Origin of the sequence: Dermacoccus sp. CCH2-D9, from assembly GCF_001556795.1 — a bacterium.
Taxonomy (GTDB): domain Bacteria; phylum Actinomycetota; class Actinomycetes; order Actinomycetales; family Dermatophilaceae; genus Dermacoccus; species Dermacoccus nishinomiyaensis.
In genome coordinates, this window is record NZ_LSJT01000049.1 from 15290 (window position 1) to 41702 (window position 26413).

Annotated in this window: 23 protein-coding genes; 9 read left to right on the forward strand and 14 right to left on the reverse strand. The window is 68.2% G+C overall.

Annotated elements, in window-relative coordinates; translation table 11 throughout:
• Window positions 1-93: 93 nt before the first annotated feature.
• The 8 genes from gyrA to dnaA form a co-directional block, all read right to left on the reverse strand.
• Window positions 94-2889 (reverse strand): DNA gyrase subunit A, encoded by a 2796-nt coding sequence (gene gyrA / locus AX669_RS04440; RefSeq protein ID WP_144708338.1) that lies wholly within the window; start codon window positions 2887-2889, stop codon window positions 94-96.
• A gap of 92 nt (window positions 2890-2981) precedes the next feature.
• Window positions 2982-5123, reverse strand: a complete 2142-nt coding sequence (gene gyrB / locus AX669_RS04445; protein WP_062256871.1) for a DNA topoisomerase (ATP-hydrolyzing) subunit B — start codon at window positions 5121-5123, stop codon at window positions 2982-2984.
• A gap of 379 nt (window positions 5124-5502) precedes the next feature.
• Window positions 5503-6099 carry a DUF721 domain-containing protein gene (locus tag AX669_RS04450; RefSeq protein ID WP_062256953.1) on the reverse strand — a complete coding sequence of 199 codons (597 nt, stop codon included), beginning with the start codon at window positions 6097-6099 and terminating at the stop codon, window positions 5503-5505.
• A complete protein-coding gene (gene recF, locus AX669_RS04455) occupies window positions 6092-7420 on the reverse strand; it encodes a DNA replication/repair protein RecF (RefSeq protein ID WP_062256873.1) in 1329 nt (442 codons plus the stop codon). Before recF ends, AX669_RS04450 begins: the two co-directional genes overlap by 8 nt.
• Window positions 7421-7481: 61 nt before the next feature.
• A complete protein-coding gene (gene gnd, locus AX669_RS04460) occupies window positions 7482-8474 on the reverse strand; it encodes a phosphogluconate dehydrogenase (NAD(+)-dependent, decarboxylating) (protein WP_062256875.1) in 993 nt (330 codons plus the stop codon).
• 121 nt (window positions 8475-8595) lie between these two features.
• A complete protein-coding gene (gene dnaN / locus AX669_RS04465; protein WP_062256955.1) occupies window positions 8596-9726 on the reverse strand; it encodes a DNA polymerase III subunit beta in 1131 nt (376 codons plus the stop codon).
• Window positions 9727-10488: 762 nt separating this feature from the next.
• Window positions 10489-11727: a multidrug effflux MFS transporter gene (locus AX669_RS04470; protein ID WP_062256877.1), complete on the reverse strand. Its 1239-nt coding sequence runs from the start codon at window positions 11725-11727 to the stop codon at window positions 10489-10491.
• 62 nt (window positions 11728-11789) lie between these two features.
• Entirely contained in the window at window positions 11790-13295 is a 1506-nt protein-coding gene (dnaA, locus tag AX669_RS04475) for a chromosomal replication initiator protein DnaA (RefSeq protein ID WP_062256879.1), read from the reverse strand.
• A gap of 559 nt (window positions 13296-13854) precedes the next feature.
• On the opposite strand from dnaA, the gene rpmH reads away from it, so the two are divergent.
• Genes rpmH through rsmG form a run of 6 tightly spaced genes read left to right on the forward strand, consistent with a single transcriptional unit; the run spans window position 13855 to window position 17322 of the window.
• On the forward strand, window positions 13855-13992 hold the full coding sequence (gene rpmH, locus AX669_RS04480; RefSeq protein WP_006944663.1) for a 50S ribosomal protein L34: 138 nt from the start codon (window positions 13855-13857) through the stop codon (window positions 13990-13992).
• A gap of 19 nt (window positions 13993-14011) precedes the next feature.
• Window positions 14012-14461: a ribonuclease P protein component gene (gene rnpA, locus AX669_RS04485; protein ID WP_062256882.1), complete on the forward strand. Its 450-nt coding sequence runs from the start codon at window positions 14012-14014 to the stop codon at window positions 14459-14461.
• The gene (yidD, locus tag AX669_RS12950; RefSeq protein WP_081873519.1) at window positions 14458-14787 is read left to right on the forward strand and encodes a membrane protein insertion efficiency factor YidD; all 330 of its coding nucleotides are present in this window, start codon (window positions 14458-14460) and stop codon (window positions 14785-14787) included. Before rnpA ends, yidD begins: the two co-directional genes overlap by 4 nt.
• A 58-nt stretch (window positions 14788-14845) precedes the next feature.
• A complete protein-coding gene (gene yidC, locus AX669_RS04495; protein ID WP_062256884.1) occupies window positions 14846-16006 on the forward strand; it encodes a membrane protein insertase YidC in 1161 nt (386 codons plus the stop codon).
• Window positions 16007-16019: 13 nt separating this feature from the next.
• Window positions 16020-16517, forward strand: a complete 498-nt coding sequence (locus tag AX669_RS04500) for a R3H domain-containing nucleic acid-binding protein (RefSeq protein ID WP_006944720.1) — start codon at window positions 16020-16022, stop codon at window positions 16515-16517.
• 37 nt (window positions 16518-16554) lie between these two features.
• Window positions 16555-17322, forward strand: a complete 768-nt coding sequence (gene rsmG, locus AX669_RS04505) for a 16S rRNA (guanine(527)-N(7))-methyltransferase RsmG (RefSeq protein ID WP_062256885.1) — start codon at window positions 16555-16557, stop codon at window positions 17320-17322.
• A 479-nt stretch (window positions 17323-17801) separates the two neighbouring features.
• Here the strand turns inward: rsmG and AX669_RS14170 are convergent, their stop codons facing one another.
• Complete coding sequence (locus tag AX669_RS14170) at window positions 17802-18422, reverse strand: hypothetical protein (RefSeq protein WP_197418853.1); 621 nt, start codon at window positions 18420-18422, stop codon at window positions 17802-17804.
• Between AX669_RS14170 and AX669_RS13585 the strand changes: the two genes are divergently transcribed.
• The 3 genes from AX669_RS13585 to AX669_RS04520 all read left to right on the forward strand — a co-directional run bounded on the left by AX669_RS13585 (window position 18315) and on the right by AX669_RS04520 (window position 21034).
• The gene (locus tag AX669_RS13585) at window positions 18315-19358 is read left to right on the forward strand and encodes a ParA family protein (protein ID WP_369126493.1); all 1044 of its coding nucleotides are present in this window, start codon (window positions 18315-18317) and stop codon (window positions 19356-19358) included. The genes AX669_RS14170 and AX669_RS13585 overlap by 108 nt on opposite strands.
• Before the next feature lie 103 nt (window positions 19359-19461).
• A complete protein-coding gene (locus AX669_RS04515) occupies window positions 19462-20703 on the forward strand; it encodes a ParB/RepB/Spo0J family partition protein (RefSeq protein WP_062256887.1) in 1242 nt (413 codons plus the stop codon).
• Window positions 20696-21034 carry a hypothetical protein gene (locus AX669_RS04520; protein ID WP_062256889.1) on the forward strand — a complete coding sequence of 113 codons (339 nt, stop codon included), beginning with the start codon at window positions 20696-20698 and terminating at the stop codon, window positions 21032-21034. Before AX669_RS04515 ends, AX669_RS04520 begins: the two co-directional genes overlap by 8 nt.
• Window positions 21035-21200: 166 nt before the next feature.
• Here the strand turns inward: AX669_RS04520 and trxA are convergent, their stop codons facing one another.
• The 5 genes from trxA to AX669_RS04545 form a co-directional block, all read right to left on the reverse strand.
• Window positions 21201-21527 carry a thioredoxin gene (trxA, locus tag AX669_RS04525; protein WP_006944697.1) on the reverse strand — a complete coding sequence of 109 codons (327 nt, stop codon included), beginning with the start codon at window positions 21525-21527 and terminating at the stop codon, window positions 21201-21203.
• A 71-nt stretch (window positions 21528-21598) separates the two neighbouring features.
• Window positions 21599-22603, reverse strand: coding sequence for a thioredoxin-disulfide reductase (gene trxB / locus AX669_RS04530; RefSeq protein WP_062256891.1), 1005 nt, complete (start codon window positions 22601-22603; stop codon window positions 21599-21601).
• A 184-nt stretch (window positions 22604-22787) separates the two neighbouring features.
• A complete protein-coding gene (locus AX669_RS04535; RefSeq protein ID WP_062256893.1) occupies window positions 22788-23699 on the reverse strand; it encodes a hypothetical protein in 912 nt (303 codons plus the stop codon).
• A 108-nt stretch (window positions 23700-23807) separates the two neighbouring features.
• Window positions 23808-24332, reverse strand: a complete 525-nt coding sequence (sigM, locus tag AX669_RS04540; RefSeq protein WP_062256895.1) for an RNA polymerase sigma factor SigM — start codon at window positions 24330-24332, stop codon at window positions 23808-23810.
• 8 nt (window positions 24333-24340) lie between these two features.
• On the reverse strand, window positions 24341-26290 hold the full coding sequence (locus AX669_RS04545) for a protein kinase family protein (RefSeq protein WP_062256897.1): 1950 nt from the start codon (window positions 26288-26290) through the stop codon (window positions 24341-24343).
• Between the last annotated feature and the right edge of the window lie 123 nt (window positions 26291-26413).

Consider the following 26413-nt stretch of genomic DNA (forward strand, 5'->3'; position numbering starts at 1 on the left):
GTGTGGCTGGCGCCGCTGCACTACTGCCCTTGACCGCTCGGGGGGCGCCCCCGGCAGATTTCGGCAGCTTCGCGCGCGCGTCTCGCGAGTCACTCACTCACTGTCTCCCGACTCGTTGTTCTCCGTGGAGGCCGACTCGTCGTCCGGAGCGTGCGTTGCGTCCTGAGCTGACTCCGCGGCCTCGTTCGTCTCCGAAACTACCGCGTCATCGTCGATTTCCTCAGAATCCTTCTCGGCGTTGCGCGCGACGGCGACGATCGAGTCGCCCTTGCCGGGCGTCGCGAACTGCACGCCCTGCGTGTTGCGGCCCGTCTCACGCACCTCGGCGACGGCCGAGCGGACGATCTTGCCCTTCTCCATGACGACCATCACTTCGTCACGGTTCTCGACGACGAGCGCGCCGACGAGGTCACCGCCTCGCTCTGAGATCGTCGCGACCTTGACGCCAAGCGTCGCGCGCCCCTTCGTCGGGTACTCCTCCACGGGCGTGCGCTTGGCGAGCCCGTTCTCGAAGACGACGAAGACGCACAGCTTCTCGTCGGCCCCGCGCTCGACCTCGTTCGCGCCCTTCGGCACGACGTTCATCGAGAGCAGTTCGTCGCCTTCGCGGAACTTCATGCCGGTGACACCCGACGTCGATCGGCCCATCGGACGCAGTGAGTCGTCCGTCGCAGCGAAACGCACGGCCTGGCCCTTGCGGCTGACGAGCAGGACGTCGTCGTCGTGCGTCGCGAGGCCGGCACCGACGAGCTCGTCGCCGTCACGCAGGTTGACGGCGATGAGGCCGCCCGAACGCGGCGAGTCATACTCCGACAGGCGCGTCTTCTTGACGAGGCCGTTGCGGGTCGCGAGCAGAAGGTACTCCGAGTCGGTATAGGTGCGAAGCGCCATGACCTGAGCGATCTGCTCGCCCGGCTGGAACGCGAGCAGGTTCGCGACGTGCTGGCCTTTGCTGTCGCGCGAGCCCTCCGGCAGCTCGTAGCCCTTCGTCCGGTAGACGCGGCCGGCGTTCGTGAAGAACAACAGCCAGTCGTGCGTCGAGGTCGTGAAGAAGTGCCCGACGACGTCGTCACCGCGCAGCGTCGCGCCGCGCACACCCTTGCCACCGCGACGCTGGCTGCGGTACTCGCTCACCTTCGTGCGCTTGACGTAGCCGCCGCGCGTGATGGTGACGACCACGTCCTCTTCGGGGATGAGGTCTTCCATGTTCATGTCACCGTCGAACGGCACGATCTGGCTGCGACGGTCGTCGCCGTACTTCTCGACGATCTCGGCGAGCTCGTCGCTGACGATCTGACGCTGACGCTCCGGCTTGGCCAGGATGTCCTTGTAGTCATCGATCTTCGCCTGCAGCTCGTCGTGCTGCTCGATGATGCGCTGACGCTCGAGCGCCGCGAGGCGACGCAGCTGCATCTCGAGGATGGCGTTGGCCTGGATCTCGTCGATGTCGAGCAGCTCGATGAGGCCCGTGCGGGCATCGTCGACCGTCGGGCTGCGACGGATGAGGGCGATGACCTCGTCGAGCATGTCGAGGGCCTTCAGCAGACCGCGCAGGATGTGGATGCGCTTCTCGGCCTCGTCGAGACGGAACTGCGTGCGGCGCACGATGACGTCGATCTGGTGCTCGACCCAGTAGCGGATGAACGCGCTGATCGGCAGCGTGCGCGGCACACCGTCGACGAGGGCGAGCATGTTCGCGCCGAAGTTCTGCTGCAGCTGCGTGTGCTTGTAGAGGTTGTTGAGCACGACCTTGGCGATCGCGTCACGCTTGAGCACGACGACGAGGCGCTGGCCGGTGCGGCCCGACGTCTCGTCGCGGATGTCGGCGATGCCGGCCATCTTGCCGTCCTTGACGAGCATCGCGATCTTCTCGGCGAGCGCGTCCGGGTTGACCTGGTACGGCAGCTCCGTGACGACGAGGCACTGACGGCCCTGGATCTCCTCGACGTTGACGACGGCGCGCATCGTGATGCTGCCGCGGCCGGTGCGGTAGGCGTCCTCGACGCCGCGCTTGCCCATGATGAGCGCGCCGGTCGGGAAGTCGGGGCCGGGGATGCGACGCAGGCACTCTTCGAGCAGTGCCTCACGCGAGGCCTCGGGGTTCGCGAGCAGCCACTGCGCGGCGTCGGCGACCTCGCGCAGGTTGTGCGGCGGGATCTGCGTCGCCATGCCGACAGCGATGCCGGCGCTGCCGTTGACGAGCAGGTTCGGGAAACGGCTCGGCAGGACGCTGGGCTGCAGCGTCTTGCCGTCGTAGTTGGGCTCGAAGTCGACGGTGTTCTCGTGGATGTCGCGCACGAGTTCCATCGCGAGGGGCGCCATGCGGCACTCGGTGTATCGCGGGGCGGCTGCGCCGTCGTTGCCGGGCGAACCGAAGTTGCCCTGGCCGTCGACGAGCGGGTAGCGCATCGACCACGGCTGCACGAGACGCACGAGGGCGTCGTAGATCGCCGAGTCACCGTGCGGGTGGTACTGACCCATGACGTCACCGACCACGCGGCTGCACTTGTTGTACCCGCGGTCGGGGCGGTAACCGCCGTCGTACATGGCGTAGACGATGCGACGGTGCACGGGCTTGAGGCCGTCACGCACGTCTGGCAGAGCACGCGAGACGATGACGCTCATCGCGTACTCGATGTAGCTGCGCTGCATCTCGGCGTTGAGGTCGATCGGGTCGACGCGGTGCGCAACCGGAGCGGCGACGGCGGCCTGCGCCTCCGGCGTGTTCGGCACCTTCATCGTCGGCGGCTCGGGGCGCGTGGGGTCGATGCCGGCCGCGGCTGCTGCGGCGTCGCTGGCGGGAGCGTCGGCGTCGCCCTGGGGGACCTCGGGGAGATCGTCCGGCAGGTCGGACGCTTCGTCGCCCGGCAGGTTCGTGTCGTCAGACATGTGTCATTCCTTCGATGAAGGGTTGTCGAGTTGTCGCGATGTTTCACGTGAAACGGAGCCGCTCGTGGCTCACGTTTCACGTGAAACGCAGATCAGATGTCGAGGAACCTGACGTCCTTCGCGTTGCGCTGGATGAAGCTGCGTCGCGATTCGACGTCCTCACCCATGAGCACGGCGAAGATCTCGTCGGCGGCCGCGGCGTCCTCGAGCGTGACCTGGAGCAACGTGCGCGACTCCGGGTCCATCGTGGTCTCCCACAGCTCCTGGTAGTTCATCTCGCCGAGACCCTTGTAGCGCTGGACGCCGTTCTCCTTCGGCAGGCGCCAGCCCTTCGACTGGCCTGCGACGATCATCGCGTCGCGCTCGCGGTCGGTGAAGGCGAACTCGTGCTCGTGGTTGCTCCACTTGATGCGGTACAGCGGCGGCTGGGCGAGGTAGACGTATCCGGCCTCGATGAGCGGGCGCATGAAGCGGAACAGCAGGGTGAGCAGCAGCGTGCGGATGTGCATGCCGTCGACGTCGGCGTCGGCCATGAGGACGATCTTGTGGTAGCGCGCCTTCTCGATCGTGAAGTCCTCGCCGATGCCCGTGCCGAAGCCCGAGATCAGGCCCTGCACCTCGTTGTTCGCGAGCACCTTGTCGAGGCGTGCCTTCTCGACGTTGAGGATCTTGCCACGGATCGGCAGGATCGCCTGGTTGAAGGGGTTGCGCCCCTGCACCGCCGAGCCGCCGGCCGAGTCACCCTCGACGATGAACACCTCGGAGATCGACGGATCCTTGCTCTGGCAGTCGCGCAGCTTGCCCGGCAGTCCACCCGATTCGAGCAGGCCCTTGCGTCGCGCGGTCTCGCGCGCCTTGCGGGCCGCCATCCGCGCCGACGCGGCGGAGATGGCCTTGCTGACGATCGCCTTGCCCTCGCGCGGGTGCATCTGCAGCCAGTGGTCGAACTCGTCGCGCACCGCGGTCTGGACGAAGCCCTTGACCTCGGAGTTGCCGAGCTTCGTCTTCGTCTGGCCCTCGAACTGTGGTTCGGCAAGCTTGACGCTGATGACGGCCGTCAGCCCCTCGCGGATGTCGTCACCGGTGAGGTTGTCGTCCTTCTCCTTGAGCAGCTTCTCGCGGCGCGCGAAGTCGTTGACGAGCTTCGTCATCGCCGCGCGGAAACCTTCTTCGTGCGTGCCACCCTCGTGCGTGTTGATCGTGTTGGCGTACGTGTGGACGGACTCGCTGTACGCCGTCGTCCACTGCATCGCGACCTCGACCGAGAGGTAGCGCTCGGCGTCCTCGTGCTCGAACGCGATGATGTCCTCGTTGACGACCTCGGCGCGCTTGGAGGAGTTGAGGTGCTTGACGTAGTCGAGCAGACCGTCCGCGTAGCAGTACGTGACGCTCTTGCCCTTCTTCGCCTGCGCGGCGGCCTCGTCGGCCTGTGCGGCGTCGGCACCCTCGGCTGCAGCGTCGGCCGCAGCTTCCTCTGCAGCACCCTCGTCGACGGCGTCGGGACGCTCGTCGGTGAGGGAGATCGTCAGGCCCTTGTTGAGGAAGGCCATCTGCTGGAAGCGCGCACGGATCGTCTCGAAGTCGTAGACGGTCGTCTCGAAGATCTCCGGGCTCGCCCAGAACGTGATCGTCGTGCCGGTCTCGTCGCTCTCCTCTTCCTCACGCAGCTCGCCGAGCGGCACGCCGCCCGCGAACTCCATGCGGTAGACGTGGCCCTTCTGCCGCACCTCGGCCTCGAGGCGCGTCGACAGGGCGTTGACGACCGAGCTGCCGACGCCGTGCAGACCACCGGAGACCTTGTAGCCGCCGCCACCGAACTTGCCTCCGGCGTGCAGCTGGGTGAGGACGAGCTCGACGGTCGACATGTCGTACGCCTCGTTGCGGCCCGTCGGGATGCCACGGCCGTTGTCGGAGACGCGGATGCCGTTGTCGGGCAGGATCGTCACGTCGACGCGCGTCGCGTGACCGGCGAGGGCCTCGTCGACCGAGTTGTCGACGATCTCCCACACGAGGTGATGCAGACCGCGCTCACCCGTGGAGCCGATGTACATGCCGGGCCGCTTGCGGACGGCCTCGAGGCCCTCGAGGACCTGGATGGTGTCGGCGTCGTACTCCGTGTCGATCTGCGACCGGACGTGCTGCTCGACCTGCTCTGACGCGCCGTCGGCTGCGTCTGCGAGCGAGGGATCCTGCGTCGTCGGGTCGATCGAGTCGTCGCTGGGCTTGTCGGCCACTGTGCTCCTTCACCGTGCGTGGCACCGTTGCAGAGCGCCGGCTCTCGGAGCGGGAAACCCGAGGCGTGACTCCCGCAACGACGTGCGTGCGGGCTCGTGACGCGATACAACGTGCAAATCATGTCCATCTTACCGGTAGCACGGCTCAGAACATAGCCACGAAACGCTCCAGAGGGCCTCGTGCACGCAGGAACGAGGCCTCGACGTGCCGGGGATCGTCGACCGGGGCCTAAAGGGCACCCATCGGCCTCTGGCTCGGCCGGCCTCCCTCGGGCTCCTCTCTCAGCGTCGACGGGGTGACGTGGACATGCTGCGGGGTTTCGCTGGAGGCGCTCTGCACACGAAACCGGGAAGGTTTCACGTGAAACAAGCGCGGCCGTCAGCCGTAGGTGTCGCGCGGTCCGCGTCCTGCGACACGACGCGGGCCGCGCACCCAGCTCGGGGCGCTCGGGCCAACGACCCGCAGTTCGTTGACGACGCCCTCACCGACACCGTCAGCGATGGAGGCCAGCAGGGATGCGGTGAGCAGCTGCAGCTGCGTGGCCCAGGCCGTCGATTCGGCGCGGACGGTGAGCACGCCGTCCTCGAACGTGAGAGGCCGAGCGTGCTCGGCCACGCCCGCACCGACGAGATCGGCCCACCGCGACATGACGGCGCCGGCTGCCACGTCGACGTTCCACCCCCGCTCGAGCAGGAGGCGTTTCATCGTCGAGTCGATGAGTTGGGGGTCGCGTCCATCGCGATTCGACGACGGCGTGAAGCTCTGCGTCGAGCGGGAACGCCGGGGCGCAGGACGCGAACCCGGACGAAAACCCCGCTCGGCGGCATTGCGCTGAGCCCGAGCGAGCGCCAACCGCGCGGCGACGGCGCGCTCGTCCTCAGCGTTCGACTCGACCGGCGCCGCCGCACCATCGGTGCCAGTGCCCGGGGCATGGTCGTCCGGTGCCCCCGCATCGATGCCGCCGGTCTCACTCATCTGCCGCGTCACCGTCATCACGGCCGTCCGCATCACGGGCGGGCCCAGCCGGGGCGTCCTCGGCCTCGGGCACACCGGGGTGAGCCGCGGGCTGGACGCCGCCAGGCGCCTCCTCGAGGGAGCCATCGCCTCGAGACGCGACGTGGCCCTTCGTCACGTGGAAGACCTGGCCGGCAAGCCGCGCGGGAACGTCCTCCTCGACGGCGGCGGTGATGAGCACCTGCTCGGCGTCGCTCACCATGTCGGCCAGCCGTTCGCGGCGCCTCGCGTCGAGTTCGGCGAAGACGTCGTCGAGGACGAGGACGGGGTCGGTGCCGAGGTCATGACGCAGCAGGTGGAAGGCCGCGAGGCGCAGGGCGAGCGCGAACGACCACGACTCGCCGTGACTCGCGTAGCCCTTGGCGGGCAGGTCTCCGAGCGTCAGGGTGACGTCGTCCCGGTGCGGCCCGACGAGGGTGACACCACGTTCGATCTCGCGGGTCCGCTGGAGCTCGAACGCCTCATGAAAGGCCTTCTCGAGCTCGTCGCGCTCCGGAACCTCGCCCGAGGCGATGCGCGCCGCGGTCGACTCCGCCTCCGGCAGTGACGACACATACGCGACGCGCGCATCAGAACGCCCGGCACTGACCTCGTCGTACGCCTGGGCCACGTAGGGGGCCAGATCTTTCAGCAACCGTAGACGGGCGTAGACGAGGGCAGAACCGACTGACGCGAGGTGCGTGTTCCACTCGACCAGCGTGTCGAGCGCTGTTTCACGTGAAACCTCTTCATCCGCCGAGAGGCGAAGGCCTCGCGCGCCCTTCTTGAGCGCCGGTTGGGCGGAGCGCAACAGGGCGTTGCGCTGCTTGAGAATCTTGTCGTAGTCCGAACGAGCACCGGCCCAGCGCGGTTGACGGGCGACGAGGAGGTCGTCGAGAAATCGGCGACGTTCCCCGGGGTCGCCCTTGACGAGCGCGAGATCCTCCGGCGCGAAGAGCACGGTTCGCAGCGTCCCGAGGATGTCACGGGGACGCCCCGCAGCCGCGCGTCCGATGCGTGCCCGGTTGGCCCTGCCAGGAATGATCTCGAGCTCGAGCACTGTTTCACGTGAATCACGGACGACGGCCGCGCGCACGAAGGCCCGCTCGGCTCCGAAGCGGACGAGGGGAGCGTCCGTCGAGACACGATGCGACCCCAGGGTCGCGAGGTAACCGGCGGCTTCGACCAGGTTGGTCTTGCCCTGGCCGTTGAGGCCCACGAATGTGGTCACTCCGTCAGCGAGCTCGACTTCCGCCTCCGTGTAGGAGCGGAAGTCACGCAGCGACAGATGGCGGAGTCTCACAGCGCTTTCGGTCGGTGGCTCGGATGCCCTGGGGTCGAATCGTCAGATCAACGAACGCCGATCAGTGCTCGTTGGGGGCAGCGCCCGGGCGCGCGGCGCCCGCGTCCTTCTTCGGCTCGGCGGCGCCGGAGACCTCGGCCTGGCCCTCCTTCGCGGCGCGCCACGGCTCGTGACCAAACTGCATCACCTCGTGCCCGCCGAACTGACCGCGCAGTGCGGCGACTGCCTGCATCTGCGGGCTGTTCTCCTGGCGCGAGGCGAAACGGCCGAACAGCGCGGCGGCGAGCACCGGCATCGGGACGGCGTTCGCGATGGCCTCCTCGAGCGTCCAGCGACCCTCACCGGAGTCGGTCGAGTACTCGGAGACGCCCTCGAGGTGCGGCGTCTCCTCGAGCGCCTTCACCATGAGGTCGAGCAGCCAGGAACGCACGACGGTGCCGCGCGTCCAGGCCTTGAAGCAGCCGTGGACGTCGGTGACGATGTCCTTCGCCTCGAGCAGCTCCCAGCCCTCGGCGTAGGCGTGCATGAGGCCGTACTCGATGCCGTTGTGGACCATCTTGGCGTAGTGACCGGCGCCGACCTCACCGGCGTGGACGAAGCCCTCCTCGCGGGGGCCCTCCGGGCGCAGCGCGTCGAAGACCGGCATCATGCGCTCGACGTCGGCGTCGTCACCGCCGCACATGAGGCCGTAGCCGTTCTCCTTGCCCCAGATGCCGCCGGAGACACCGCAGTCCATGAAGTGCACGCCCGTCTTGGCGAACTGCTCGGCGTGGCCCTGGTCGTCGGACCACTTGCTGTTGCCACCGTCGATGACGAGGTCGCCCTCGGCCAGCAGGCCCTGCAGCTCGGACATGACGGAGTCGGTGATCTTGCCGGCCGGCACCATGACCCAGATGTTGCGCGGTGCGTCGAGCTTCTCGACGAGCTCGGCGAGGTCCGCGACGTCGCTGATCTCGCGATTCGTGTCGTAGCCGATGACCTCGATGCCCGCAGCCTTCATGCGATCGCGCATGTTGCCGCCCATCTTGCCGAGACCGATCAAACCAAGCTGCATGGGTCTGCTCCTTCGTGACGTTGCATGTCCGACACGCACGTCTGGAACGCGCGCATCACGAAAACTCAGGGTTCACGCTACGCCCGTCCGGGCAGGGGCGCGAACGCTGTCCGAACGGCCGTCAGTTCGCGAAACGCACCGGCATGATGAGGTAGCGGTAGCTGTCGTCGGCGTCACCGTCGATCTCGTCCTGACCGGACAGGACAGCCGGACGCGTCGGCTGGGTGAAGCCGAGGCGGACGTACTTCGTGCCGACGACGCCGAGCCCGTCGAGCAGGAACTGGGGGCTGAACGCGATCTCGAGCTCGGGGCCGTCGATCTTCGCCTCGAACGTCTCCGAGGCCTGCGCGTCCTCGCCCGTGCCGGCCTCGATGCGCACCGAATCCTCGGCGAACCGCAGACGGACGGGCATGTTGCGCTCAGCGACGAGGGAGACGCGCTTGCACGCCTCGGCGAGCTGCGCCGTCTCGACGATCGCCGTCGTGTCGACGCTCGTCGGGAACAGGCTCGTCACCTTGGGGTAGTCGCCGTCGAGCAGACGCGTCGTCATGCGACGCTGGCCGGCCTCGAAACCGGCGAGACCGGAGCCCGTCGACGCGCCGCTCAGGGAGAGCGAGACGTTGCCGGCGGCGCCGAGGGACTTGGCGAGCGAGTCGAGGGTGCGCGCGGGCACGAGCGCCGCGTACTCGGCGCCCTCGTCTCCGGCGTTCCACATGACCTCGCGCATCGCGAGGCGGTAGCGGTCCGTCGCGAGCAGCGTCAGCTTGTTGCCGGAGACCTCGACGCGCACGCCGGTGAGGATCGGCAGGGTGTCACCGCGGTCGGCCGCGACGCTGACCTGCGCGACGGCCTGCGTGAAGACGTCCCCGGCAATGACGCCCGTCGGATCGGGGTTGGCGGGCAGCGTCGGGTACTCGCCCGTCGGCATGCTCTGGAGGCTGAACTTCGCGCTGCCGCACGTGACCTGCACCTTCGAGCCCTCGCTGATCAGTTCGATCGGCTTGTGCGGAAGGCTCTTCGTGATGTCGGCAAGCAGGCGGCCGAGGACGAGGACGGTGCCCGCCTCCTCGACGTCGGCGTCGACCGTCACCTTCGCGGAGACCTCGTAGTCGAACGCGGACAGCGTCAGGCCATCGGGGCTCGCCTCGAGCAGGACACCCGCGAGCACGGGGACGGGCGGGCGCTGCGACAGACCGCGCACTGCCCAGGCCACCGCTTCGGCCAACACATCGCGTTCAACCCGGAGCTTCACGTCCACCGTCCCTCATCGTTCGTCGTCGCAGGCGAGCTGTGACCCTCGTGCGATGTCTCGTCACGTGCGGGGTGGCTTCTGCTGCGAACGAACTCCGCGTCGATGCCACAGGCACAGCTGTGCGTTCGTGAGCCTAGCTCAGGTCGTCGGCCTGGCCCAAGAGACGACGAGGGGTGCTGACGGGGGACGTTGCCGGCTCGTCGGCAGTGGGGTGCGGTGTGGATACGTGGGGCGCTTTCTCGCCATGGTGAAGATGTTGGTCGTCGTCATAGGGGGTGTGGATGGTGGGGAAAACCTCTGTTCGTCCTCGTCAGCACTGGGATCTCGGGTGTGGGTGACGTGGGGATCGGTGCTGTGGACGGTGACAGCCGGTTGTGGAGAGAAAATCTTCATCCACAACCGGCTGTCGTTGCGGGGTGGGTTTTCCCCTGATCGGACGGGTTTTCCACTGCTTCATCCCCAGAAACTGTGGATAACCCCGTGGATGAGGGATGGATCACTCGATGACGGCTGGGTGGTTGCCGTGAACCAGGAGGGAATCACATCGGTGTCGTCCACATTTCCACAGTGTTGTCCCCAGGTGTGGATGAGCGCCATTCCGGGGTTCTGGGACCTTCGGATGTTCGCGGGCCGTCAGCGACCCACACCTTGCCCACATGGTTGTCCCCAGATTCTGTGGACAACCATGTGGGTGGCCACCTGCGAGCCGCCGAGCGGCAGTTTGGCAGCCGTCGGGCGTTGGCCCGCCGTTCACTCACGCACTCATCGACGCGCCGCCACGTGGGCGGCCCAGAGCAACGCGCCCGATGCGACGAAGCAGAAGGCGGCGAGCGCCATCGTCACGAGGTCCGTGGCCACCAACGGTCCGATCACCCCGGCGAGAGCAGCGGCGAAGACGAGGTTGACGAAGGTGCCGGCGGAAGCCGCCGTGCCACGCGCCTGGGGAAACTCGTCGAGCTGCGCGAGCTGGAGCACCGGCAGAGCGACCGCAACCCCGAAGGCCGTCAGGGAAGGCGCGACGAGCGCCCACGGGACGTCGCTGCCCCACGGCTGCAGTGTGATGACGACGCCGACCGTGGCTGAGGCGAGGGCGAACAGCAGGCCGTACGACGCCTGACTGGCGGCGCTGAGGTGCCCGGCGGCCCGCGCGCTCAGCCAGGAGCCCACGATCATGCACACCACCATCGGCACGAAGAACATCCAGTACTCGTTCTCGCCGAGCCCGAGCAGCCCGCCGAGGAAGAGAGGCGCGTTCGAGATGAACAAGAATTGTCCTGCGAACGCGAGCGACGCGGCCAGCGCGATGCGTAGGAACCGACCGCTGCGCAGTGCCGCCAGGAGAGCGCTCACGATGGGCCCGAGTGCGAGGGACGAGCGTTGTTCCACGGGAAGTGTCTCGGGCAGGAACCTGTTCACGCAGATGGTCATGACCACACCGAACGCGGTGAGGAACCAGAAGATCGAGCGCCAGTCGCCCACCGTCAGCAAGGCACCGCCCAGGATCGGCGCGAAGGCCGGCGCGAGTCCGAAGATCATCGACACCTGGCTCATCAGGCGTTGTGCCTCGGGGCCGGAGAAGAGGTCGCGGATCACCGCACGCGCGATGATCTGACCCGCCCCGGCCGCGAACCCCTGGAACGCGCGGAAGACGAGCAGCAGTGGCAGAGACGGCGCCAGAGCGCAGCCGACGGAGGCGAGGACATAGACACCGATCCCCACCGTCATGACGGGTTTGTGACCCACGGCGTCCGACACCGGCCCGTGGAACAGGCTCATGACGGCGAACGACAACAGGTAGACGCTGACCACCTGCTGCATCGCGGCCGGTTCCACGTGAAACTCGACGCCCATGCGGGCGAACGCGGGCAGGGGCGCGTCGACGTTGAAGGGGCCGAACATCGACAGCCCGGCCAGCACGAGCGTGAGGACGGCGCCTGCACGACGCGTCCCTGATGTGGCTGCGTCAAGGGGAGCAGCATGCGGGGCGCGGTGCGTCGTCATCCGCGCATTGTCTCAGCGTCAGGCGCTCGCAGTGACGCCGATCACGGCGACGTGCCGTGGAGTCAGTGACTGCGACGGCGGATCTGCGTCGTCAGCTCCGTGATCTGGTCGTACACGGGGCGACGCTCACCGATGAGCTGGCGGATCTTCTTCTCCGCGTGCATGACGGTCGTGTGGTCGCGCCCACCGAAGTGCTGTCCGAGCTGTGGGAATGAGTGCTCCGTCAGCTCACGCGACAGGTACATGGCGATCTGACGCGCCATCGTCAGGTTGCGTGAGCGCGACGGGCCCTTGATGTCGTCGACCGTCACCCCGAAGTAGACGGCCGTCTCGGCGATGATGTGGCCGACGGTGATCTGCCCCGTCTCGCTCGGCACGACGTCCTTGAGGACGAACGCGGCCTTCGCCCGGTCGACCGGTTCCTTCTGCAGCGACGCATAAGCGGCGACACGGATGAGCGCGCCCTCGAGCTCACGGATGTTCGTCGAGATCTTCGAGGCGATGAGCTCGAGCACGTCATCGCCGATGTCCATGCGCTCGGCGTTGGCCTTCTTGCGCAGGATCGCGATGCGCGTCTCCAGCTCGGGCGGGTGGACGTCCGTCGTCAGGCCCGACTTGAAGCGGCTGCGCATGCGGTCGGCGAACGTCGTCAGCTTCTCCGGCGGCTGATCCGAGGTCAGCACGATCTGCTTGCCGGTGGAGTGCAGCGCATTGAAGGTGTGGAAGAACTCCTCCTGCGTCTGCTCCTTGCCCTGCAGGAACTGGATGTCGTCGATGAGCAGGACGTCGACGTCGTCGCGGTAGCGGCGCTGGAACGTCGCGGCGCGGTCGTCACGGATCGAGTTGACGAAGTCGTTCGTGAACTCCTCGGAGCTGACGTATCGCACCCGCAGCTTCGGGTGGTAGTCGTGCACGTAGTGACCGATCGCGTGCAGCAGGTGGGTCTTGCCGAGCCCCGAGTCGCCGTGGATGAACAGGGGGTTGTAGGCCTGGCCCGGCTCCTCGGCGATGGCGATGGCGGCGGCGTGCGCGAACCGGTTGCTCTCACCGATGACGAACGTGTCGAACGTGTACTTGGGGTTGAGGCGCGGGGCCTCGGTGTCGCTCGGAGCGGCAGCGGCATCGCGCTGATAGCCCGTCGAACGAGGCGGCAGGACGACGCCCGGGTCGGCCTTCGTCGGCCGGGGTGCGCCCTGGCCGGGTACGGTGAACCCGAGCGTTCCATCACCGGATTCGGTTGCTGCAGAGGTGTTCTCGTCGGACGCGTCACCCTCGTCGTCGAGGTCGCGCACCGCTGCCTGGAGACTCTCGTCCACGCTGATGGCGACGCGCACCTGCTGGCCGAGCTGATCCGAGAGCGCCTTCGCCACCGGTTCGCGCAGCGGCCCCTCGAGCATCCGCTTCGTCTGGTCGAAGGGCACGGACAGCAGCACGTTGTCACCGAGCAGCCCGACGAAGCGCGTCAGGTTGAGGTAGGCGCGATCACGCGAGCCGATGCCGTGCTTGTCCATGTCCTCCAACGCGGCGTGCCAGGTGCGCTCGTAGTCGACGGGTTCGTCGGTGGTCACGTGGCTCCTCCTGGCGCTGCGGGGGTCGCAGCCGGTCGGTCGTTGGTGCTCGAGGCCGTGATGGCGACGAGGCGGGCTTGGCGTCTCCCCATAGTAGGCCCCATATCCACAGAGTTATCCACAGCCTGTGCACGGTGTGTCGTGGGGCTCGTCGGGCGGTGTGGCGCCAGATGAGGGGAATGTCGTTTTCTCGCCAGGCTAACGGCGTGTCGACTGGATTTGTGCAGCGACGTGTGAATCACAGATGTGTTATTCGCGTGCGCGCGCTGTTGGGTATGGAGTGGAGGTTCGGACGTTTTGACCCTGTTGGCCCCGCATGCGTAAGCTGGATGACGATTGTCTGCGCCCCGATGACGGTGATCCACCGCCTCGATGCGTGCCGTTCCAAGGTATCTTCGCCGATGGGCAGGCCCTGTGGGCCGCCATTGCCGGTGCTGCAGGAGTGGGATGCCGAAGGTTCGAAGAGCCTGGAGCCCGTCACGTGCGGGTGGCGCGACAACCCTGACCATCAGCACGACGGCGGCGCGCGAGCGTTCGCCCTTCCCCAATGGAGTTCGACGTGAGCAAGCGCACCTTCCAGCCCAACAACCGTCGCCGCGCCAAGACGCACGGCTTCCGTCTGCGCATGCGCACCCGCGCCGGCCGCGCCATCCTGGCGAACCGCCGCGCCAAGGGTCGCAAGCAGCTTTCCGCCTGAGTTCGGCCCACGACCGGCCGTGCTCCCTGCTCAGCATCGCATTCGTGACGCAGGGCAGTACCGCGCCGTCCTGCGGGATCGACGTGCGGGGCGCGCGGGTGGCTCGCTGCTCGCCGTTCATGTGATCGACGCCGACGCGTTCGGCCTTTCACCCGAGGATCGGGTGGGGCCGCGCGTCGGTTTCGTCGTTTCAAAGGCCGTGGGCAACGCCGTCGTGCGTTCGCGGGCCAAACGCGTGCTGCGGCACGTCGCCCGGGACGCGTTGAGCGAGATCGAGCCCGGGCTCGACATCGTCGTGCGCGCGAACCCGGCGATCGCCGGTGCCTCGAGCCACGACGTCGCGAGGGAGTTCGATCGGATGCTCGCCAAGGCGACGCGACGTCAGCGACCACAGGATGTTTCACGTGAAACGGATTCACGCGAACCATCGGGCCGGGCGCATCAGGACGCGTCCAGGGTTCGACGATGAGTGCCGGGGTGCCTCGAGCGCCGGCCGGCGATGATGTGCCCGGCGACCACGCCGCGTCAGCCACACCGGTGCCGGACGAACAGCACGGCTGGCGCCGCGTCGTCGTATGGCCGCTGCTCGTGGTCGTCCGTTTCTACCGTCGGTGGATCTCCCCGGCGTTGCCTGCCACGTGCCGGTTCTACCCGTCGTGCTCGACGTACGGCCTCACGGCCCTGCAGCGATTCGGCCCGATCAAGGGCACCTGGCTCACGCTCAAGCGGCTCGGCCGTTGCCATCCGTGGAACCCCGGCGGGGTCGACCACGTTCCTCAGAAGAAGACCTCCTGACGCCTGCTCGTCCGCGAGCGGCGTCGACTCACGCCCACATCATTGCGAAGGATGATTGATGGACACCCTGCTCTATCCACTCGAGTGGTTCGTCGCCGCCATCATGGTCGGCTGGCACAAGCTCTTCTCGCTCGTCGGCCTGCCCGAGGCGTCCGGCTGGACGTGGGCGCTGTCCATCGCCGGCCTCGTCATCGTGCTGCGCATCCTGCTGATCCCACTGTTCGTCAAGCAGATCCACGCGTCGCGTCGCATGCAGCTCGTGCAGCCAGAGATGCAGAAGATCCAGGCCAAGTACAAGGGCAAGAAGGATCCTGAGTCCCGCGCCAAGCAGCAGGAAGAGATGATGGAGCTGTACCGGACCACCGGTACCAACCCGCTCGGCTCGTGCCTGCCGATCCTGCTCCAGGCGCCGTTCTTCTTCGCGCTGTTCCGGGTGCTCAACAACCTGAGCAAGATCGCCGACGGGCGTCACGATGAGATCGGCTTCCTCACGAAGTCGCTCGCCGGCCAGGCAGAGAGCTCGAAGCTGTTCGGTGCGAAGCTGTCCGACACCTTCATGGGCACAGACGGTTGGGGATCGGCCAAGTGGGTCGCCATCCTGCTCATCGTCCTCATGTCGGCGACGTCGTTCATCACCCAGCACCAGCTGATGCGACGCAACATGCCGAAGGCCGCACTCGAGGGGCCGATGGCGAAGCAGCAGCAGATCATCATCTACCTGATGCCGATCTTCTTCGCGATCTCCGGTGTGAACTTCCCGATCGGTGTCCTCATCTACTGGTTCGTCACGAACGTGTGGACGATGGGCCAGCAGTGGTACGTCATCCACCGCATGCCGACGCCCGGATCGGCAGCCGAGAAGAAGCTCGAGGAGCGCAACCGTGCCAAGGGGCGCGAGCACAAGACCGTCACGATGGACGATCTGCGCAAGGCCAACGAGGGCAAGCCGAAGGGCCGCTTCGCCCAGGCCATGGAGAAGGCGCAAGAACAGGCCCGCGAACAGCAGGGCGTCAAGACGGGTGCACGCCCCGCCGGCGCATCGAAGGTCTCCATGTCGAAGAAGAAGGCGGCTGCGAGTGACGTCGTCGAGTCGAGCGTCGTCGAGACACCCGCGGCGACGAACCCGGTGCGCGAGAACGGCCGGGCCACCAAGGCGCCGCAGACCGGGCCGCGCAACCAGCCGAAGAAGAACACGCCGCGCTCGAAGCGCAAGAAGTGAGAGGGACGTCATCATGACCGAACAGGCACCGGGACGCTCTGGCGTCACCAACCTCGAGCGCGAAGGTGAGATCGCGGCGGATTTCCTCGAGAAGCTACTCGACATCGCCGACCTCGACGGCGACATCGACGTCGAGGTCGAGGGAGGCCGCGCGGCCGTCTCCATCGTCGACTCCGAGGAAGGCCAGGTGCCGCGCTCCCTCGTCGGCTCCGGCGGCAAGACGCTCGACGCCCTGCAGGAACTCATGCGTCTCGCCGTCCAGGCTGAGACGGGCGAGCGCAGCCGCGCGATGCTCGACATCGCCGGCCATCGTGCCGAGCGACGAAGCGCTCTCGAGTCGAAGGCTGCTGACGCCGTCGCGGAAGCGAAGAAGACTGGCGCCAAGGTCGAGATGGAGCCGATGACCGCGTTCGAACGGAAGGTCGTGCACGATGTGGTGCTCGCCGCAGGGCTGACGTCGGAATCCGAGGGCGCCGAGCCGAACCGCTACGTCGTGGTGCTGCCCGAATGATCGTGTTTCACGTGAAACTCGAGCGTGAGACGGCAGCATGACGCAGCCCGCTCACGAGCACGACGCGAAGACGCCTGCGGCCCCGCAGGCGTCTTCGCCGCCTCCGGCACCCGACACGGCAGCGGCCTTCCTGGCTGACCAGCTGCCGCTCATGACGCGCTACGTCGACGCCCTGTGCGACACCGGCGTCAGCCACGGGCTCATGGGCCCGCGTGAGGTGCCGCGCATGTGGGAACGGCACGTCCTCAACTGCGCCGTCGTCCACCCCGGAATCGCCCGGGGGTCTCACGTCGCCGACATCGGTGCCGGCGCCGGGCTGCCCGGCCTCGTCCTCGCCATCGCCCGCCCCGACCTCACGATGACGCTCGTCGAACCTCTGCTTCGACGGACGACGTGGCTGGCCGACGTCGTCGACGAACTCGACTTGCCGAACGTCGAGGTGGTGCGCGCCCGTGCGGACGAGTTGTGGGGGCAGCGCACGTTCGACGTCGTGACGTCACGTGCCGTCGCGCGCATCGGGGAACTGGCGCGCTGGTCGTTGCCGCTCGTGAGCCGGGGCGGCGAGATGTTCGTCCTCAAGGGCTCGAGTGCCGCCGAAGAGCGTGACGAGGACGAGGCCGTACTGCGCCGGTTGCGTGTTCGCACGGCTGAGGTGGAGACGTGGGGCGAGGGCACCGTCGAGCCACCGACGGTGACCGTCCGGCTCACCGTCGACGGCGTCGCGCCGCAACTCACGCGCAAGCAGGCCGGCACCCTCGACAAGACCAAGCAGAAGCCGTCCCGCCGTCCAGATCGGCGCGCCTGAGGTTCCCTCCGGTGCCGGTGCGCCACCCCACGTGATTCCCTGTCCCCAGGTGTGACGGCAACGTCAGGCCTGGGGACAGCCGCGTTCGCCCCCTGCGCCACAGGTGACACAATGGGGTCTTGCCGTCAACGCGAATCCGAGGAGAACCGGTGACATCCACTGCCCCAGTCGGCTGGCCCACCCACAGGCCTGGCGTCGCGCACACGGGCCCGAGCCCAGAGCCCGTCGGATGGCAGGGTATCTCCACCGCAGCGGCCGAGAGCCTCGGCGGTGATGCGGTCGTCACGGTGGTGAATCCGGTCGTCACGGAGCAGGCTGAGGGCCCGATAGGTGCTGACGTTTCACGTGAAACACCTCAGCCGATGATGGATCCGCAGGTCTCGGAGGTCACCGGCCAGCGCACGACGGATACCGCTGACGAGGTCGCTGAGCCGTCGGCCGCTGACCAGGAGGCCGCACCCACGGGGGAATCGGAACCCTCACCTCGCGAGATGCAGGATGGCGAGGATGCCGCCCCAGCAGGCGATGCCGTCTCTGACGTGCGAGCTGCGCTCGGTTACGACATCCTGCTCGGCGGGGCGATTGTTCCCCGTGAAACAACGACCCCGACGGCTCCCGCGCCGCGTGACGCGGATGGAACCGAGTCGGTCGATGGCGTCGAGGCCGCCACCCCAACCGACGCCCGGGGCGATGACGACCGTGCTGACTCTGGTGCCGCTGACACGAAGGCCGAGGTCGCCGTCTCCGATGGCGAAGGTGTGGGGGATGCCGCCACGACGGTGACGTTGACCGGTCCCGTCGTCGACGAGGCATCGACAGATCAGGGCACGGCCGAGGTGCCCGAGGGCACTGCGGCACAAGACGATGTGTCGCACCGCAATTCTGCACAGAGCGCGGGGTACGCGCCGCGTCATCATGCCGAGTCCGAGGCCACCGACGCTCCGCAGTCGCAGAGCGTCGAGGCTGATCCCGCCCTGGCTGCGCGCTCGCCCCTGCCGTCGCGGCGCGCTCGCCGCCATGCCCGCCCCCGCGTCCCCAGCTTCGAACGCGCGACGGACACCGACTGGCAAGGCATGACAGATCACGACGACCCACAGCACCCCATGGACGACGAAGGACGACGCGATGTGCTCCACGCCGAACCCGAGGCACCGTCAGCCGAGCCCAGGCCGGCCCGCGTGAGCTTCACGAGCGTCGAACAACTGCCGCGCCCGACGCACCCGCGGGTGCTCACGGTCGCAAATCAGAAGGGCGGCGTCGGGAAGACGACGACGACCGTGAACGTCGCGGCGGCGCTCGCTCAGGCGGGGCTCAAGGTTCTCGTCATCGACATCGACCCGCAGGGCAACGCTTCCACTGCTCTCGGCATCGAGCACCACTCCGACGTGCCGAGCGTCTACGACGTCATCGTCGAAGGAACGCCCATCGACGAGGTCATGACCCAGTGCCCCGACATCCCCGGCCTGTGGTGTGCGCCGGCGACGATCGACCTCGCCGGCGCGGAGATCGAGCTCGTCTCCTTGGTCGCTCGCGAATCCCGTCTGCACCGTGCGATCAACGCGCAGTTGGCTGACTCGACCCCGGACGAGCGCTTCGACTACGTCTTCATCGACTGCCCGCCGAGCCTCGGGTTGCTCACCGTCAACGCGTTCGTCGCGGCTGACGAGGTGTTCATCCCCATCCAGTGCGAGTACTACGCGCTCGAGGGGCTGAGCCAGCTGCTCAAGAACATCGAGATGATCAAGATGCACCTCAACCCCGGGCTGCACGTCTCGACCATCCTTCTCACCATGTACGACGGGCGCACCAACCTCTCCGCGCAGGTCGCGGACGAGGTGCGCGCGCACTTCCCCGAGCAGGTGCTCGGCGCGCTCGTGCCGCGCTCGGTGCGCATCTCGGAGGCGCCGAGCCATGGCGAGACCGTCATGACGTACGACCCGACGAGCACCGGTGCGACGAGCTACCGCGATGCGGCCCGGGAGATGGCCCTGCGCGGTGCGAGCGTGCCCGAGCCGTCGGGGCGAATCGGACGATGACCGACGCCGCGACGCCCGACGGCGATCGCCGTCATGCTGCAACGTCGTACGCAGCCTTCTCATACTCATCCCGCCTGACCCACCGTGTAGGAAGTGGACCTCGATGAACGACAAGCGACGTGGACTCGGCCGTGGCCTGGGTGCGCTCATCCCCAACACCACCGAACCGACGCGGGTGACGCGCCCGACGGACGTCTTCTTCACCGACTCCAAGGCCTCGCGCACGCAGGACGGCGACGAACCCGCCGCCCCGGAGGCCCGTGCGAGCCGCTTCAGCGAGGCCCTCACGCCGCGCCCGTCGCACCAGGCGCCGCGGGGTACCGAACCCCGGACCGAATCGCGCGCCTCGACGCATCGCCGCCACGACGACCTCGCCGCCGCCGCGGCCGCCGTCACGCAGCCCGCGGGGCAGGCGCCGAGCGTTTCACGTGAAACAGAGGTGGCGAAGCTCGAAGCGCAGCCGGAACAGCGTGATGACGCGGCCGGCATTGATGACGAGAGGGACGTGACGTCGAACCTCGCGCCCGTGCCTGGTGCGTCGTTCGCCGAGATCCCGCAGTCGCTGATCCGCCCGAACCCGAAGCAGCCGCGCTCGGTGTTCGACGAGGAGCACATGGCCGAACTCGTCCACTCGATCGGCGAGATCGGGGTTCTGCAGCCCATCGTCGTGCGGCCCGTGCCAGAAGGCGACCCGGATCAGGCGCAGACGCCGTACGAACTCATCATGGGTGAGCGGCGTTGGCGGGCCTCGCAGGAGGCCGGTCTCGCCACCGTGCCGGCCATCATCCGTTCGACGACGGACGAGGATCTGCTGCGTGACGCCCTGCTCGAGAACCTGCACCGCAGCCAGCTCAACCCCCTCGAAGAAGCGGCGGCCTACGCACAGTTGCTCGAGGACTTCGGCTGCACGCACGACGAGCTCGCCACGAAGATCGGCCGCAGCCGCCCGCAGATCTCCAACACGATCCGCCTGCTCAAACTGCCGCCGGTGGTGCAGCGTCGCGTCGCCGCGGGTGTCCTGAGTGCCGGCCACGCCCGTGCCCTGCTCGGCATGAGTGACCCCGCCGCGATGGAGCGGCTCGCCCAGCGCATCGTGGCCGAGGGCCTCTCCGTGCGCGCCACGGAGGAGATCATCTCGCTCGGCGACGACACGAAGCCGCGCAAGAGCTCTGTTCCACGTGAAACCAACCCGGATCTCGATCACTGGGCCAGCAATCTCGCCGACAAGCTCGACACCCGCGTCGGCATCACGATGGGCAAGAACAAGGGAAAGCTCACCGTCGAGTTCGCCTCCGTCGACGACCTCAACCGCATCATGGACGCTCTCGGGATCGAACGTGGCTGAGCGTCTCGACCCGGATGAGGCTCCTGAGGTCGATCATTCTGACGGCAGCTCGGCCACGGCGCAGACGCAGGACGGGCATCTGACGCGTTCCGACATCACCGACGCTCCGCTGATCGACGGCACGGATCCGCTGAGCGACAACGCCATCGACCGCCGTCGGGGCCGCACAGCGACGCCGCAGCTCGTCATCTTCTGCCTCTTCGCGCTGATCTTCGCCTACTTCGTCATCGGCGACGTCATGCACGGCGACTGGGGCATGGCGGTGCTGGGCCTCGTCGTCCTCGGCATCTGCGGAGCGGCCATCAAGCGAGAGTTCGACAAGAACCGCTGAACCGCTGACGGCGCTCCCCTTGCCTCCAAGTGCACCCGGGTGCATCTGGGCGCAAGGGGAGGGCAGCACGGGGGTAGAGACGAAAAGCCCCGGCCCACCATGTCTGGTGGGCCGGGGCTTCGTCGTCGGACGCTGCGCGCCCGACAGTGTCGTGATGCGGCTCGGTTCAGCCGAGGAACGGCTCGAGCTCGCGCAGCAGCTTCGGCTTCGGCATGGCGCCGACGATCGTCTTGACGACCTCACCGTTCTGGTAGACGTTCATGGTCGGGATGCCCGTGATGCCGTACTTCGCGGAGATGGCCGGGTTCTCGTCCGTGTTGAGCTTGTAGACGTCGATCTTGTCGGCGTTCGCCGCTGCGATCTCCTCGAGGATCGGCGCGACGGCGCGGCAGGGGCCGCACCACTCGGCCCAGAAGTCGACGAGGACGGGCTTGCTGTTCTTCAGGACGTCGGCGTCGAACGTGGCGTCCGTGGTGGGCTTGGTAGCTCCCATGATGTTCTCCTCTGTGCCGGCACCGGCGAAGCGGCACCCGTGGTCGATGGTTCTTGGTCGGTCGAAGATGATCAGCGCGCCGCGTCGGCGCCCTGCGGCTCCGCGGTGAGGGACGCGTCGGGAGCGGGCTCGCCGGCCGCGTCGAGGTGGGCGAGGAAGCGCTCGGCGTCGAGGGCTGCCGAGCAGCCCGAACCGGCGGCCGTGATGGCCTGACGGTAGGTGTGGTCGACGAGGTCGCCGCACGCGAAGACGCCGTCGACGTTCGTGTGCGTCGAACGCTCCTGCGCGACGACGTAACCCTCGTCGTCGAGCTCGATCTGCCCGGTGACGAGCTCGTTGCGCGGCAGGTGGCCGATCGCGATGAACAGGCCGGTCGCGGCGAGCTCGCGTTCGTCACCGGTGACGGTGTCGCGCAGCGTCACGCCGGTCAGCTTGTCCTCGCCGTGGATGGCGACGACCTCGCTGTTCCAGGCGAATTCGATCTTGGGGTCGTTCTCGGCGCGCTCGGCCATGATCTTGGAGGCGCGAAGCTCGTCGCGCCGGTGCACCATCGTCACCTTCGCGGCGAAGCGCGTGAGGAAGGTGGCTTCCTCGACGGCCGAGTCGCCGCCGCCGACGACGATGATCTCCTGGTTCCGGAAGAACGCGCCGTCGCACGTCGCGCACCACGAGACGCCGTGGCCGGAGAGGCGCTTCTCGTCGGGAAGGCCCAGTTCGCGGTACGCCGAGCCCATCGCGAGTATGACGGCCTTCGCGCGGTGGGTGGCGCCCTCGCCGTCGACGACCGTCTTGACGGCACCGGTGAGATCGACGGAGGTGACGTCGTCACGCACGAGCTCGGCGCCGAAGCGCTCGGCCTGCGCACGCATGTTCTCCATGAGGTCGGGGCCCATGATGCCGTCCGAGAAACCGGGGAAGTTCTCCACCTGGGTGGTGTTCATCAGGGCGCCACCAGCGGTGACGGAGCCCTCGAACACGAGCGGTTCGAGATTGGCTCGCGCCGCGTAGACGGCGGCGGTGTACCCGGCGGGGCCGGAGCCGATGATGATGAGGTTGCGCACGGCCTGGTCGCTCACGGAAGCTTCCTTCGTTGTCTTGTCACGGGCTGCCCGGGGAAGGTCTCGGCGCTGTCGCGCGCCCGCTGTCACCCTGCACAACGCACTCTAGTCGTGGGACATTCCGAGCGCATGCCGAGGCGTACCCCGGCGTCGAGCCCCCGGGCTGGCGAGCAAGTCGATGCGAAACCGTCGACCCCGACCCTCACATCGTGACGGGCGTCGGCCCCGCCTCGAGGTCGGTGGCCGTGCTGCAGGTGCGCGAGACGACCCAGGCCGTCGACGTGCGGCCCTTCACGGCGACGACGATGACGGCGGGGGTGCCGTCGTAGGTGGCGAAGTCGGCGTAGACGGCGTCGGGCTTCTCGATGACGCCCTTCGCGACGGCCTGCAGGCAGGCCTGCACGCCCTCGCCGGTGGCCAGGGGGCCCAGGGATTGCGCGTTGGCCTGCGCGGGTTCGATCGCAGGCGACTTCGACGTCCGCAGCGCCGCAGCCTGCGTCGCGAGATCCGTCGACGTGTACTTCGTCTGCGTCTGCGTGACACGCACGCGTGAGGCGTAGTTCTCCTCGGCCGGTTCCATCGACGCCCTTGCCGTGGGCTGGGCACTCGGATGGGGCTCGTCCCGGTTCGTCACGAGGGTCACCGCACCGATGGCGACGGCCGCCGCAGCGCCGAGCGCCAGCGCCGCGCGCCCGAGGGTGCGTCGGCGACGGTGGCCGTCCAGGGAGGTGACGGTGGCCCCTGACGGGCTCTGCGACGCCGCCGGAGGATTCATCTGTCCTTCGGAAGCCGGGGCCGCAGGGCGCCGCTGCGCTCCAGGACGCTGCGGCAGCGGCACCGCTGGGGGCACCCTGGGGTGCTCATCGCGCTGGAGATCTTCGGGCGGACGTCGCACGTCCGACAGCCTCTCGTCCGAGGGCACCCCCGCCTCACGGGACGCGCTCGTCAGCGCGTCGCGCACGCGCGTGGCGACGTCGTCGGGCATGCGGGAAGCGTCACGGGAGGCCTCCGTCCGCAGCATGGCAGCGATCTGTTGCTGCACCTCGGCCGACGCGACCGGTTGGTCGTCGGCGTGTGCGGACGCCTCCCACTCGTCGCGGAAGTTGCGGGTCATGTCATGCCTCCTCTCATGAGCGTGGACGGGCGCTTCATTGTGTCTGACGCGCAGGCGGGCACGGTGGTTCCGTGACGTGAGCCACGTCTTCGGGATGACGCCTCGGCGTCATCGATCCGCGAGCAAGCCCGCGAGGGCAGTGCGCCCCCGCGCACACCGCGACTTCACGGTGCCCTCGGCGATGCCGAGGTGCGTCGCGGCCTCGGCGACGCTGAGACCCTCCATGTCGACGAGGACGAGGCACAGGCGCTGCCCCTCGGGCAGCTGCGCAAGGGCCTGACGGACGTCGAGGCGGACGTCGGTCTGCGCATGCGCGTCCCGCGTGTCGGCGATGTCGTACTCGGGCCACTCCTGCGTCGGCTTCAGTCGGCGCAGCCGGTCGAGTGCGGAGTTGACGACGACGCGGTGCAGCCATGTCGAGAACTTCGCATCACCGCGGAACGACTCGAGGCGTCTGAACGCGGCGAGGAAACCCTCCTGCACGGCGTCCGCGGCGAGCTCCGGGTCGCGGGTCGTGCGCAGGGCGACCGCCCACATCCTGTCCTTGTAGCGCTCGAACAGCACGCCGAACGCGTCCGGGTCACCCTCACGATGAGCCTGGACAAGTTCTTCGTCGGTACTGTCCCGAAGCACTGATCCGTTCACTTCGAGACCGTGACCTCGGCGATCGACGACTCGTAGTACGACTGGCCGGCGGGCTTCGTCTGAGTCGGGATGAAGACAGTGACATAGCGGCCCGACGCGTTCGTCGAGAGCGTCTGCTCACTCGTCGCGCTCGACATCGAGCCGACCTTCGTGCCCGTCTTGCCGGGGGTGTCGCTGACGTAGACGTCGGCGGTCAGCGGAGTGCGCTTGCCGGGCGTCACCTTGATGGTCTTGACGGCTGTCTGCGAACCCAGGTCGATGCTGACGCCACCCATGTCGGGGTCGCCGCCCCAGGAGGCGCGACGGTAGCGCAGGCTCATCCACACCGTGTCGGGGTTGCCGTCGATGGCGTTGGCCGCGGCCAGCGAGCCGGATTGACGCGCTCCTTGCGCGTTCACGAGCGTGGCTCCGGCGGCTTGGACGGGGGTTCCTGCCGGGGCAGCGCTCGAGGCAGAGGACGGCGCACTCGAACCCTTCGGCGACGAGGCGGTCGTGCTGGGCTTCGCGGCGGCGTCCGGCTTGTCAGAGCTGCCGGCGATGCCCTGGAGCCCGAAGATGGCGAGCACGAGCGCACCGAGCACGATGAGGCCGACGAGGACGAGGGCGAGCTTGCTGCTCGCCGGGTCAGGGTCGTCGGTGCCGCCGTTGAACCCCGGTACCGGGGGCTCGAGCTCCTCGAACGACGGGTCGTAGGAGGTGCGGGCGTACGCGGCGTCCTCGTCGTCGATGTTGAACTGCGTGGTTTCGTCCGCGTCGAATGCGACGGGGCGGCCCACCATCGTCGCGTCGGCGGGGTCAGGTTCGTTGACACGACGCGGGGCGGGCTTGCGCGGAAGAGCCACCGCGGGCTTCGCGCCGGGGTCGGTGGCGTCGTCGCCGCGCACGTCGTCGGTGGAGGACGAACCGTTCTTGGTGCCGCTCTTCTTGGCGGTGCTCACGCCGCTGCTCGTCGCACCGGCCTTGCCGGAGGCGCTCTTGTCCGAGCCACCCTTGCTCGAACCTGCCGCTGCGAGGGCCGCAGCACCGACGGCTCCGACGGCCGAGCGCTTGCCTGCACCGTCGCCGGAACCCGCGCGCTCGTCGGCCCGGCGGACGACGAACGTCGACTCGGGCTCGTCAGCGGTGTCGTCGTCGGTTTCGACGCTGCGTCGCCCACGGCCCGGAGCCGTGATGATCTGCGCCGACCACGGCGCGAGCTGACGCGCGACCTCGCCCGGCGTGCGCGGGCCGTCACCGGTGTTGAGGACCTGGCGGCACATCGCGTCGAGATCACTCGGCACGCCGTCGACGATCTCGGCGGGTGTCGCGATCTGCCCGTCGGCGCGACGCTGCGCGAGTTCGATGCCCTTGAGGCCCTCGATGTCCTTCGGGTCGCCCGGCCACGTGCCCGTCAAGGCCGTGTAGAGCAGATCCACGAGCGCACGCGTGTCGATGGCGGTCGCCTCGGAGCTGGAGACGTCGTCACGCCCGGCGAGAGAGCCACCGACGGCGACCTGGGTGACGGCGATGGAACCGTCGGCGAGGCGTAGGACGTGACGCGGCGTCAGGATGAGGTGGTGCAGGCCGCGCTGACGCGCGGCCTCGAGGGCGCTCGCCGTCTCACCGACGATGCGACGCGCCTCCTCGGGATGCATCGGCTCGAAGCGTGCGAGGTCGGCGAGGCTGTAGGCGCCCGTGTGCGGCTCCTCGACGATGTACGCGAACTCGTCGTCACGCCCCGCGTCGAGCACGCGCACGAGGCGCGGGTCCTCGACGCCCGCGGCGCGGCGGGCACTGTCGAGCGCCGCGTCGGCGTGCGCCGAACGCGACCCGACGACGGTGATGGCGACGTCACGCCCGAGTTTCTCGTCACGCGCGATCCAGCGTGCGAGACCGGGGGCGTCCGAGATCTCGGACGTCAGCTCGTACCGGTTGCCCAGCACCGTGCCCTTCGTGATGCCCTGCACTCGCACTCCTCGTCGCGTCGATGAACCACGGCCCGCGCGTCGCTGAGACGCCTGGCTCGGTTCATCCTAAGCAGCCCGCCGGGCAACCACGCGGTACGGCGTCCCTTCGGCGCGGCGAGGTCT

What these genes read in the sequence shown, in the direction of transcription:
- gyrA (WP_144708338.1), bottom strand. Translation starts at nt 2,889, where the DNA reads ATGTCTGACGACACGAACCTGCCGGGCGACGAAGCGTCCGACCTGCCG.
- AX669_RS04450 (WP_062256953.1), bottom strand. Translation starts at nt 6,099, where the DNA reads ATGAGTGAGACCGGCGGCATCGATGCGGGGGCACCGGACGACCATGCC.
- gnd (WP_062256875.1), bottom strand. Translation starts at nt 8,474, where the DNA reads ATGCAGCTTGGTTTGATCGGTCTCGGCAAGATGGGCGGCAACATGCGC.
- AX669_RS04470 (WP_062256877.1), bottom strand. Translation starts at nt 11,727, where the DNA reads ATGACGACGCACCGCGCCCCGCATGCTGCTCCCCTTGACGCAGCCACA.
- yidD (WP_081873519.1), top strand. Translation starts at nt 14,458, where the DNA reads ATGAGTGCCGGGGTGCCTCGAGCGCCGGCCGGCGATGATGTGCCCGGC.
- yidC (WP_062256884.1), top strand. Translation starts at nt 14,846, where the DNA reads ATGGACACCCTGCTCTATCCACTCGAGTGGTTCGTCGCCGCCATCATG.
- AX669_RS04500 (WP_006944720.1), top strand. Translation starts at nt 16,020, where the DNA reads ATGACCGAACAGGCACCGGGACGCTCTGGCGTCACCAACCTCGAGCGC.
- rsmG (WP_062256885.1), top strand. Translation starts at nt 16,555, where the DNA reads ATGACGCAGCCCGCTCACGAGCACGACGCGAAGACGCCTGCGGCCCCG.
- AX669_RS04515 (WP_062256887.1), top strand. Translation starts at nt 19,462, where the DNA reads ATGAACGACAAGCGACGTGGACTCGGCCGTGGCCTGGGTGCGCTCATC.
- trxA (WP_006944697.1), bottom strand. Translation starts at nt 21,527, where the DNA reads ATGGGAGCTACCAAGCCCACCACGGACGCCACGTTCGACGCCGACGTC.
- AX669_RS04535 (WP_062256893.1), bottom strand. Translation starts at nt 23,699, where the DNA reads ATGACCCGCAACTTCCGCGACGAGTGGGAGGCGTCCGCACACGCCGAC.